Here is a 10023-nt window from a genome sequence, read left to right on the forward strand (position 1 = left end):
ACCCTGTTGGGGGAGAGCCTGCTTGGAAAGGACTTCAACGGCAACGCGTGCTGCAGAGCAAGCGCGGCGTTTCCGGGGCCTTCGCGAGCAGGCTCGCTCCCACAAAAAAGCAGGGGCGGTGGCTCAGAACAGGAAATACCGCTGCGCCATCGGTAGTGTTTCGGCCGGTTCACACCACAGCAACACGCCATCGGCCTTGACCTGATAGGTCTGTGGATCGACGTCGATTTCGGGCAAGTAATCGTTGTGGATCAGGTCGGTTTTTTGCACCTCGCGACAGCCCTTGACCACGGCGATTTTCTTCTTCAAACCCAAAGCCTCGGGCAAGCCGGCTTCTTGCGCCGCCTGGCTGATGAACGTCAGGCTGGTGGCGTGCAGCGAGCCGCCGTAACTGGCGAACATCGGGCGGTAATGCACCGGTTGCGGTGTCGGAATCGAGGCGTTGGCATCGCCCATCAGGCTGGCCGCAATGGCGCCGCCCTTGAGAATCAGCGTCGGTTTGACCCCGAAAAACGCCGGGCGCCATAGCACCAGATCCGCCCATTTACCCACCTCCACTGACCCCACTTCATGACTGATGCCGTGGGTGATCGCCGGGTTGATGGTGTATTTGGCGATGTAGCGTTTGGCGCGGAAGTTGTCGTTGCCAGCGCCGTCACCCGGTAGTGGACCGCGCTGTTTTTTCATCTTGTCGGCGGTCTGCCAGGTGCGGGTGATGACTTCGCCGACCCGGCCCATGGCCTGGCTGTCGGAGCTGATCATCGAAAATGCACCGAGGTCGTGGAGGATGTCTTCGGCGGCGATTGTCTCGCGACGGATGCGGCTTTCGGCGAACGCCACATCCTCGGCAATGCTCGGGTCCAGGTGGTGACAGACCATCAGCATGTCGAGGTGTTCGTCGATGGTGTTGCGGGTGAACGGCCGGGTCGGGTTGGTCGAGCTCGGCAGCACGTTGGCGAAGCCGCAAGCCTTGATGATGTCCGGTGCGTGACCGCCGCCCGCACCTTCGGTGTGGTAGGTGTGGATGGTGCGGCCCTTGAAGGCGGCGAGGGTGGTTTCGACGAAGCCGGACTCGTTGAGGGTGTCGGTGTGGATCGCTACCTGTACGTCGTACTGATCGGCCACGCTCAGGCAGTTGTCGATGCTCGCCGGGGTGGTGCCCCAGTCTTCGTGCAGCTTCAAGCCGATGGCGCCGGCCTTGACCTGCTCGATCAGCGGCTCCGGCAGACTGGCGTTGCCCTTGCCGGTCAGGCCGATGTTCATCGGAAAGGCATCCGCCGCCTGGAGCATCCGCGCCAGGTGCCACGGACCGGAAGTGCAGGTGGTGGCGTTGGTGCCGGTGGCGGGTCCGGTGCCGCCGCCGATCATGGTGGTGACGCCGCTCATCAGCGCTTCTTCGATCTGCTGCGGGCAGATGAAGTGGATGTGGGTGTCGATGCCGCCGGCGGTGAGGATCATGCCTTCACCGGCGATGACTTCGGTGCTGGCGCCGATGGCGATGTTGACGCTGGGCTGGATGTCCGGGTTGCCGGCTTTGCCAATCGCAGCGATGCGCCCGTCCTTGAGGCCGACGTCGGCCTTGACGATGCCCCAGTGGTCGATGATCAGCGCGTTGGTGATCAGGGTGTCGACGACGTCGGCGGCGAGCAGTTGACTCTGGCCCTGGCCGTCACGGATGACTTTGCCGCCGCCGAACTTCACTTCTTCGCCGTAGGTGGTGAAGTCCTTCTCGACTTCGATCCACAGCTCGGTGTCGGCCAGGCGGACCTTGTCACCGACGGTGGGGCCGTACATGTCGGCGTAGGCCTGACGGGAAATCTTCATTCGTTCGCCTTGAGATTCAATTGAGTTTGAAATCGTTCGCTGCGCTCACATTCGCGAGCAGGCTCGCTCCCACAGGGGACGCAATCAAATGTGGGAGCGAGCCTGCTCGCGAAGAGGGCGGTGCTGACAACGCATTAATTTATAGATCACCCATGATCCGCCCGGCAAAGCCGAACACCCGGCGATGCCCGGCCAGATCCACCAGTTCCACCTCGCGACTCTGCCCCGGCTCGAAGCGCACGGCGGTGCCGGCAGGGATGTTCAGGCGCATGCCGCGGCTGGCGGCGCGGTCGAAGGTCAGGGCGTCATTGGTTTCGAAAAAGTGATAGTGCGAACCGACCTGGATCGGTCGGTCGCCACTGTTGGCCACGTTCAAACTGAGGGTGCGTCGGCCAACGTTGAGTTCGATGTCGCCGGACTGGATCTGGTATTCACCGGGAATCATCAATGGGCTCCTTGGAGAATCTTGTAGTAGAGGGCGGTCGGCTTGTAGCGCCCGCTCGGGTCGCAGGCGTAATCGGGGATTTCGCCGGCGCGGGTGTAGCCCAGCGCCTTGTAGAAGTCTTCGGCGGGGGAGCCGGCCTCGGTATCGAGGTAGAGCATGCCGCGTTTGTGTTGCAGGGCGGCCTGCTCCAGAGCCGTCATCAACTGCTGGCCCAGACCTCGCCGCCGCGCATGCTCGCGCACCAGCAATTTCTGCACCTCGGCGCGGTTCAGGCCATTGGCTTTCTGGCACAGGGTCAGCTGTACGCTGGCCTGCACTTGTTCGTCCTTGACCACCACCCACAACAACACATGGCCCTTGTTCAGGTTCTCCTGAACCTCATCGAAATACGCGCGGGCCTGGGTTGCATCAAGGTTGGCCATGAAACCGACGCTGGCGCCATAACCCACTGCATCGAGCAACAGATCAATCAATCCCTGACGGTAGTGCGCAAAGCTTTCAACATTGACGCGTCGCAGTTGGGCGGGGTTCATCGGGCATCACTCCTTGCTGGCACTCGGTGGTTGCGCGCCAGGATTAAGGGTCAGTTGCATAAAGGTCAGGTCCAGCCAGCGTCCGAACTTGGTGCCCACCTGAGGCATCTGCCCGGTGATCACGAAGCCGATACGCTCATGCAGGCGAATCGAGGCGGTATTGCCGCTTTCGATGGCGGCAACCATCACGTGCTTGCCACAGTCCCTGGCGCGTTCAATCAGGGCGTCCATCAGTTTCGGGCCCAGGCCATTGCCACGCTGGTCGCTGCGCACGTAGACCGAATGCTCGACGGTGTGACGGAAACCGTCGAATGGGCGCCAGTCGCCGAATGAAGCGTAGCCCAGCACGTTGTTGTCAGCGTTGACGATGACCAGGATCGGATAGCTTTGCGCCTGCCGCGCGCTGAACCAGGCCTGGCGGTTGCCGAGGTCGACAGCCTGTTCGTTCCAGATTGCCGTGGTGTTGAGCACGGCATCGTTGTAGATGTCACGGATTGCCGGCAGGTCGGCATGCACGGCATCGCGAATGGTGTAAGTCATGGCGGACCTCAGGCGATCGGTTGATGGACGGTGACCAGTTTGGTGCCGTCGGGAAAGGTCGCTTCGACCTGGATCTCCGGGATCATTTCGGGGATGCCTTCCATCACTTGTTCGCGGCTCAGCAGCGTGGTGCCGTAGTGCATCAGTTGCGCGACGGTCTGGCCATCGCGGGCGCCTTCGAGCAGCGCCGCGGAGATGTAGGCCATGGCTTCCGGGTAATTGAGTTTCACACCGCGGGCCAGCCGCCGCTCGGCCACGAGGCCGGCGGTGAAGATCAGCAGCTTGTCTTTTTCACGTGGGGTCAGGTCCATCGTAGAAATCCATCTGGGCAGATTAAAAGGTATTCGAATGTATGAATGCGTTTCCTGTGGGAGCGAGCCTGCTCGCGAAGAGGTCATCACAGCCAGAAAAGATGTCGGCATTGAAATCGCTTTCGCGAGCAGGCTCGCTCCCACACTTGGATTGCATTTCAGGTGCTCCATATTCTGGGTGGGACGGCTTCGCGGCCTAGCAGTGCTGGTCTGAGCAACTTCCATAGCTGGATCAACCAGCCCCGCGCCAACAGGGCTTCGCTGGCCAGGCACCGGGCCACAATCAGTCCCGGCAATTGCGTCAAATCCCCGCGCACGTCATTGGGCAGCGAACGGCATTTCTCCAGCAGTTCGCTATCAATCTCGCCAGTCACCAACAGCGTGGCAAACACCGGTTGCCCGTCCAGCCCAATCGGTGAATCGAGCAAGCCATCATCCCCGACAATGCGCTGGCGCTCATGCCAGAGCAACTGGCCGTCGCGGCGGATATCCAGGTGCGCCTGGAAATGCCCGAGGTCGAAGCGTTCGCCGCTGGCCGGCCGACCCAGGGCCACCACGTCCCAGTAGAACAACCGGGCATCAGCCTCAAGGTCGATCGATGTACTGAGTTCAGCCTGCGCAGCACTGAAAATGATCGTCTCCTGAGGCAGCCATTCCAGTGTCGCACCGGCCGCCACGTTCAAGTCCAGCTGCTGCCAGGCGGGGCCGGCGGCGCGATACCACTTGGCCGCACCCGGGCTGGTGATCTGCGCCCAGGCATCGCGGCCGACGCTGGCCGAAATGTCCAGGCGATCACCCCCGGCGATCCCGCCCGGCGGGTGGACGACGATGTGCTGGCAGACCTCGGGACCTTCGGCATACAAATGCTTCTGCACGCGCAACGGACCGAGATGACGGCGCTGTACCGGGCGTGTGCTGTCGCCGAAACGGGCGTAACCCAGCTCCAGCTCGGCGTGCCAGCTTGGGGTAAACAGGGCAGTGACGGCAGGTAAATTCATGATGTCCAATTATCGTTAGGTTGCTACAGATTAAATCGTGCTCTTATATCGTTACTAGACCACGCACACCCTCGGCTTCCATATTTTCACCGCGACCCTGTTGCACGATCTCGCCCCGGGACATCACCAGGTATTGATCGGCCAGTTCGGCGGCGAAGTCATAAAACTGCTCCACCAGCAAAATCGCCATGTCACCGCGGGCCGCGAGCTTCTTGATCACCGCGCCGATTTCCTTGATCACCGACGGCTGAATGCCTTCGGTGGGTTCATCGAGGATCAGCAGGCGCGGACGGCTGGCCAGTGCGCGGCCGATCGCAAGTTGCTGTTGCTGGCCACCGGACAAATCACCGCCACGGCGTTGTTTCATTTGCAGCAGCACCGGGAACAGTTCGTAGATGAAGGCCGGGACTTCCCGGGCCTCGGCGCCAGGGAAGCGCGACAGGCCCATCAGCAGGTTTTCTTCCACGGTCAGCCGGCCAAAGATTTCCCGACCTTGAGGCACGTAGGCGATCCCGGCATGCACCCGTTGATGTGGCTTGAACGCGGTGATGGATTTGCCTTCCCAGTTCACCGCGCCGCCCGATGCCGGCAGCAGGCCCATCAGGCACTTGAGCAAGGTGGTCTTGCCCACGCCGTTGCGGCCGAGCAGGCAGGTGACCTCTCCGACCTTCACGTCGAACGTCAGGCCGCGCAGGATGTGGCTACCGCCGTAGTACTGGTGCAGCTTGTCGACTTGCAGCATCTCAAACTCTCCCCCGGCCCCCTGTGGGAGCGAGCCTGCTCGCGAAAAGGTCCTGGCAGCCAGCGCTGATGCCGGCTCATTCCACCCGACTAGGGCTCACCACCTGCTCACCCAACCGATATTGATTATTCCCGCTGCGCTTGGCCGCATACATCGCCAGGTCGGCAATGTGGATGAGCCGGTCCATGCTCGGCGCATGGTCGGGAAACACGGCAACACCCAGGCTGGTGCCGATGTGGCGCTGGTCGTTGCCGATGGTCATGGGCGGGGAGAGTTCGATGAAGATTTTCTGGCAGATGCTGCGGGCTTCGTCCTGCAGGCTGATGCCTTGTGGCAGGCCCTGAAGAATGACCACGAATTCATCGCCGCCGATTCGGGCGACCGTGTCGGTTGAACGCAGAATCTTCTTCAAACGGGTGGCGGTGGTGATCAGCACGCGGTCGCCGGCTGCATGGCCGTAACGGTCGTTGATGGCCTTGAATCCGTTGAGATCGACAAACACCAGCGCCACCCTCGTGGCGCTGACGCGTGCCTGTTCCAGCGCCTCGGACAGGCGCTCTTCCAGCACCAGTCGATTGGGCAATCCGGTCAGCGGATCGAAATGAGCCAGGTGTTGCAGGTAACTGGCAGAGGCCTTTTCCTCGGTGATATCACGCACCACGCCCATCATCTTGATCGTTTCATCGCGGTCGTTCTTGACCACGTTGCCGGTTTCCCGCAGCCAGCGGATGGTGCCGTCGGGCCAGATCACCCGGTACTCCTCGTCGTGGTTTTCGCCGGTTGCCAGGCATCGCAATTCGCCGGCCCGGACCCTGGCCCGATCGTCGGGGTGCACGCAGGCGCAAAACAGACTGTAGGAGGGCGTTACTTCGCCGGTCTTGAAGCCGAACATGCCGTAGATCGCGTCCGACCAGTAGAGCTTGTCGGTGTCGACATCCCAGTCCCAGGTGCCGATTCGGGCGAAGTACTGGCTGCGCTTGAAACGCTCGGCATCGCCGTCCTGGCGGATGTTCTGGCCCTCGGCCAGGCTGTTGATGATCGAGCGATATTCGGCCAGCTGTTTACGTAACCCGCGCTCGCGACCGATCAGCACGGCGATCAAAACGAGCATCACCGAGCCCAGGGCAGCGCAGGTCCAGAGCAACATCATTCGCAGGTTGCCATCATGGCGTTGTGAACCGTATGGAGAAGTGGGGGATAGCTTAGTTCAGCCAAACTTCGGCAAACAGCGGCAAACCCTCGTCAAGTGGGTACGATGGTTGCCAATTGCCTGAAAATCTGGGAAAACGGCGCCCATCAAGCCTTTCGGGCAACAAGGATACGAGTGAAAACAATGAATGACGACCTTCAGGTAATCGATCTTCAGGTGGGTGACGGAAAAGCCGCCGTCAAAGGCGCACTGATCACCACCCAATACCGCGGCTGGCTGGAAGACGGTACTGAATTCGACTCCTCCTGGAGCCGGGGCAAACCATTCCAGTGCGTGATCGGCACCGGGCGTGTGATCAAGGGCTGGGACCAGGGCATCATGGGCATGCAAGTCGGCGGCAAGCGCAAGTTGCTGGTGCCGGCGCACCTGGCCTATAGCGAACGCACGATGGGCAAGATCCCGCCGAACTCGAACCTGAGCTTCGAGATTGAATTGCTGGAAGTGCTGACGCGGGATGATTGAAGTCGGGACGATCGCAGCCTGCGGCAGTACCTGTGGAGGTAGCTTGCCGCAGGCTGCTATCTACTGATCTAAATGCTGGAACTAGCGAATCGTGTACCCGCTATCAACCACCCAGTCCTGGCCGATCACGTTGCGCGCACCGTTGCCAAGCTGGAACACAATCACATCGGCGACCGCGCCTGGTTCCAGGAACTGACCGCCGAGCAAGCGCTCATTGACCGTGTTGGCGACAGCGTTCAACTCTTCGTTCTTCAGTCCGAGCGTTGACCAGATGGGGGTCGCGGTAGGGCCGGGAGACACGGTGTTGATACGAATGCCGTGGGGCGCCAGTTCCACCGCCAGGGTACGGGCATGGTGGATCAATGCGGCTTTGGAGGCGATGTAGGCAGCCAGGCCTGGAAAGGTCACTTGCGCGAGGAAGGTGCCAATGAACACCACCGAGGCGGATGCCGCCAGTTGCCCGCGCAGGCAGGCCAGGGTGTTCAGCGCCCCGGCGCCGTTGACCGCCCATTGCCGGTCGAAAGCAGTCAAATCGAGTCCGTCGGCCAGTTCCGCAATGCCGGCGTTCGGCACCAGGAAACTCACGGGCCCCAGGGTCGAAGCCTGGTTTGCCAGCCGCTCCAGGTCGGCCTGCCGGGTGACATCACCGGCTACCCACGACAGCTGCGTCTTGAAGCGTTCGGCCAATTCACCGAGACCGCCGATCTGACGCGACATTGCCAACACGCGGGCACCCTGGGCCAGCAGCCGTTCCGTAACGGCCAGGCCGATTCCGGAACTGGCGCCGGTGACGACGGCCAGACGATCCTGAAAAGCATTGTTCATACACTGGGTTCCTTTTTGGGTAAATGAGCTTTCGCAATACACCTACCAAAAAGCAGGCCAACTGGAAGGGCCTGAAAACATTGGTGTCTATGCGTGATGGTGGTTTTTATGACTCGTTACGCATGCAGTCATTAGGACTTCATATAGTCTTAATGACTGCTCTGATTCTGCAGGCGCGAGCTCTGCTCGCGAGAAGCCCAAAAACGCCGTTGGGCATCTGGTTTAACGCGGAATCGTTAACGACGATCGCGAACGAGTTCGCTCCTACAAGGAGCAATCACGTATCTGAGGCTGTTTTTCAGGACGGCTTTTTAGTAGCGTCGGTGCGCTTCACGACCCATTACGTTGCTCTGGAAGGAAACCCATGTCGCCAATCAACGAATTCATGGAGACGGTCCAACAACTGGACACTGCTTATCGACACTGGACAGGCGCTGGCTTGCCCACCCCCGATTCCCTGAGCGCAGACGAGCGGCTGGCCTGGCTGCATGCCCATGCACCGTACGCCTTGCTGGCCCACGGCACGCAAGCCGATCCGCTTTTTTACTATGTCAATGAGCAGGCGCTGGCCTGTTTCAAGTACCCGCGCGAACAGTTCATCGGCATGCCTTCGCGTTTCAGTGCCTCGCCGCTGGACAGGGAAATGCGTCAGACCTTGCTGGAACAGGTCACCGCCAACGGCATCGCCCATGGCTACAGCGGCTATCGGGTGGATCGCCTGGGGCAAGCCTTCATGATTCACGAAGGCAGCGTGTGGACGCTGATCGATGAGCAGGGCGCTCCCTGCGGACAGGCGGCCTTGTTCTGGCCGGATCCGGAGCGTGTGGGGCTTCTCGCTTAGCTCCACCTTTAGCCAGGCAAAAAAAATCGCCGCCCTCGAAAGCCGAGGGCGGCGATTTTTATTGCGGGTGACGTCAGATCAAACCTTGACGATCCAGCCTGCTGGCGCTTCGATGTCGCCGGTTTGCACGCCGGTCAGCTCTTTGTAGAGCTTCTGGGTGATCGGACCGACTTCGGTTTCGCTGTGGAACACGTGCAGGTGGTCGTTGTAGTTGATGCCGCCGATCGGCGTGATCACGGCAGCGGTACCGCAGGCGCCGGCTTCCTTGAAGTCCGAAAGCTTGTCGATGAACACGTCGCCTTCGATCACTTCCAGGCCCAGACGGGATTTGGCCAGCTCGATCAGCGACAGGCGGGTGATGCCCGGCAGCACCGACGGCGAGTTCGGGGTCACGAACTTGTTGTCGTGGGTGATCCCGAAGAAGTTGGCCGAGCCGACTTCTTCGATCTTGGTGTGGGTCAGCGGGTCCAGGTAGATGCAGTCGGCGAAGTGTGCCTTCTTGGCCTGGGAGCCCGGCATCAGGCTGGCAGCGTAGTTGCCACCGACCTTGGCCGCGCCGGTGCCCTGTGGTGCAGCACGGTCGTAGGAGGAAATCAGGAAGTTATGCGGGGTCAGGCCGCCCTTGAAGTAGGCGCCGACCGGGATCGCAAACACCGAGAAGATGAACTCGGGGGCGGTACGCACGCCGATGTTGTCACCCACGCCGATCACGAACGGACGCAGGTACAGCGCGCCGCCGGTGCCGTAAGGCGGGATGAAGCGCTCGTTGGCGCGGACCACGTCCTTGCACGCTTCGATGAACTGTTCGGTGGACACGTGCGGCATCAGCAGGCGGGCGCAGCTGCGTTGCATGCGCGCGGCGTTCTGGTCCGGGCGGAACAGGTTGATCGAGCCGTCCTTGCAACGATAGGCCTTCAGGCCTTCGAAGCATTGCTGGCCATAGTGAAGGGCAGTGGAGCCTTCGCTGATGTGCAGCACGTTGTCTTCGGTCAGGGTGCCTTTGTCCCACTCGCCATTACGCCAGTACGACAGATAGCGTTTGTCGGTCTTGATGTAGTCAAAACCCAGCTTGTCCCAGTTGATGCTTTCGTTACCCATGACACCCTCTATCACTTAACAACCGCCGAAACGGTTCAAGGCTTCTGACGTTTTTCCGGATGGGCACAACAATACTTCATTCCGGGCCCATTTCGCAGCCCGGACTATCGGATGACAGGCAGATAAATGGTGTTGTCCTTGAGAATTCGCGAGCAGGCTCGCTCCCACAGGGTTATGTGAACGCCATAAATCCA

12 protein-coding genes are annotated in these 10023 nt (G+C 60.8%); 2 read left to right on the forward strand and 10 right to left on the reverse strand.

Translation table 11 applies throughout. The features are described from left to right. Positions 1–123: 123 nt before the first annotated feature. The 8 genes from ureC to ACW9HW_RS26420 form a co-directional block, all read right to left on the reverse strand. A complete protein-coding gene (gene ureC, locus ACW9HW_RS26385; protein ID WP_457402219.1) occupies positions 124–1824 on the reverse strand; it encodes an urease subunit alpha in 1701 nt (566 codons plus the stop codon). Positions 1825–1963: 139 nt separating this feature from the next. Continuing rightward, the gene (locus tag ACW9HW_RS26390; RefSeq protein ID WP_457402221.1) at positions 1964–2269 is read right to left on the reverse strand and encodes an urease subunit beta; all 306 of its coding nucleotides are present in this window, start codon (positions 2267–2269) and stop codon (positions 1964–1966) included. Next, entirely contained in the window at positions 2269–2802 is a 534-nt protein-coding gene (locus ACW9HW_RS26395; protein ID WP_095192078.1) for a GNAT family N-acetyltransferase, read from the reverse strand. The genes ACW9HW_RS26390 and ACW9HW_RS26395 overlap by 1 nt, the downstream gene beginning before the upstream one ends. A 6-nt stretch (positions 2803–2808) precedes the next feature. Next, on the reverse strand, positions 2809–3342 hold the full coding sequence (locus tag ACW9HW_RS26400) for a GNAT family N-acetyltransferase (protein ID WP_095192077.1): 534 nt from the start codon (positions 3340–3342) through the stop codon (positions 2809–2811). Positions 3343–3350: 8 nt separating this feature from the next. Next, a complete protein-coding gene (gene ureA, locus ACW9HW_RS26405; RefSeq protein ID WP_096513642.1) occupies positions 3351–3653 on the reverse strand; it encodes an urease subunit gamma in 303 nt (100 codons plus the stop codon). Between the two features lie 158 nt (positions 3654–3811). Then, on the reverse strand, positions 3812–4651 hold the full coding sequence (locus ACW9HW_RS26410) for an urease accessory protein UreD (RefSeq protein ID WP_457402225.1): 840 nt from the start codon (positions 4649–4651) through the stop codon (positions 3812–3814). 43 nt (positions 4652–4694) lie between these two features. Next, on the reverse strand, positions 4695–5393 hold the full coding sequence (gene urtE / locus ACW9HW_RS26415) for an urea ABC transporter ATP-binding subunit UrtE (RefSeq protein WP_457402227.1): 699 nt from the start codon (positions 5391–5393) through the stop codon (positions 4695–4697). A 76-nt stretch (positions 5394–5469) separates the two neighbouring features. After that, the gene (locus tag ACW9HW_RS26420; protein WP_095195052.1) at positions 5470–6543 is read right to left on the reverse strand and encodes a sensor domain-containing diguanylate cyclase; all 1074 of its coding nucleotides are present in this window, start codon (positions 6541–6543) and stop codon (positions 5470–5472) included. Between the two features lie 183 nt (positions 6544–6726). Between ACW9HW_RS26420 and ACW9HW_RS26425 the strand changes: the two genes are divergently transcribed. Further along, a complete protein-coding gene (locus ACW9HW_RS26425) occupies positions 6727–7065 on the forward strand; it encodes an FKBP-type peptidyl-prolyl cis-trans isomerase (protein ID WP_457402230.1) in 339 nt (112 codons plus the stop codon). A gap of 81 nt (positions 7066–7146) precedes the next feature. On the opposite strand, the gene ACW9HW_RS26430 is transcribed toward ACW9HW_RS26425, so the two are convergent. Beyond that, on the reverse strand, positions 7147–7890 hold the full coding sequence (locus tag ACW9HW_RS26430; protein WP_095195050.1) for an SDR family NAD(P)-dependent oxidoreductase: 744 nt from the start codon (positions 7888–7890) through the stop codon (positions 7147–7149). Between the two features lie 364 nt (positions 7891–8254). Between ACW9HW_RS26430 and ACW9HW_RS26435 the strand changes: the two genes are divergently transcribed. After that, positions 8255–8731, forward strand: a complete 477-nt coding sequence (locus ACW9HW_RS26435) for an MEKHLA domain-containing protein (protein ID WP_095195049.1) — start codon at positions 8255–8257, stop codon at positions 8729–8731. 78 nt (positions 8732–8809) lie between these two features. Here the strand turns inward: ACW9HW_RS26435 and ACW9HW_RS26440 are convergent, their stop codons facing one another. Next, entirely contained in the window at positions 8810–9829 is a 1020-nt protein-coding gene (locus ACW9HW_RS26440; protein WP_095195048.1) for a branched-chain amino acid aminotransferase, read from the reverse strand. Positions 9830–10023 lie beyond the last annotated feature (194 nt).

The sequence above is a fragment of the Pseudomonas sp. SDO5532_S415 genome, from assembly GCF_054071155.1.

Coding starts and splice junctions, on each gene's coding strand:
- ACW9HW_RS26435 (WP_095195049.1), top strand. CDS start 8,255: ATGTCGCCAATCAACGAATTCATGGAGACGGTCCAACAACTGGACACT.
- ACW9HW_RS26410 (WP_457402225.1), bottom strand. CDS start 4,651: ATGAATTTACCTGCCGTCACTGCCCTGTTTACCCCAAGCTGGCACGCC.
- urtE (WP_457402227.1), bottom strand. CDS start 5,393: ATGCTGCAAGTCGACAAGCTGCACCAGTACTACGGCGGTAGCCACATC.
- ACW9HW_RS26395 (WP_095192078.1), bottom strand. CDS start 2,802: ATGAACCCCGCCCAACTGCGACGCGTCAATGTTGAAAGCTTTGCGCAC.
- ureC (WP_457402219.1), bottom strand. CDS start 1,824: ATGAAGATTTCCCGTCAGGCCTACGCCGACATGTACGGCCCCACCGTC.
- ACW9HW_RS26440 (WP_095195048.1), bottom strand. CDS start 9,829: ATGGGTAACGAAAGCATCAACTGGGACAAGCTGGGTTTTGACTACATC.
- ACW9HW_RS26400 (WP_095192077.1), bottom strand. CDS start 3,342: ATGACTTACACCATTCGCGATGCCGTGCATGCCGACCTGCCGGCAATC.
- ureA (WP_096513642.1), bottom strand. CDS start 3,653: ATGGACCTGACCCCACGTGAAAAAGACAAGCTGCTGATCTTCACCGCC.
- ACW9HW_RS26430 (WP_095195050.1), bottom strand. CDS start 7,890: ATGAACAATGCTTTTCAGGATCGTCTGGCCGTCGTCACCGGCGCCAGT.
- ACW9HW_RS26420 (WP_095195052.1), bottom strand. CDS start 6,543: ATGATGTTGCTCTGGACCTGCGCTGCCCTGGGCTCGGTGATGCTCGTT.
- ACW9HW_RS26425 (WP_457402230.1), top strand. CDS start 6,727: ATGAATGACGACCTTCAGGTAATCGATCTTCAGGTGGGTGACGGAAAA.
- ACW9HW_RS26390 (WP_457402221.1), bottom strand. CDS start 2,269: ATGATTCCCGGTGAATACCAGATCCAGTCCGGCGACATCGAACTCAAC.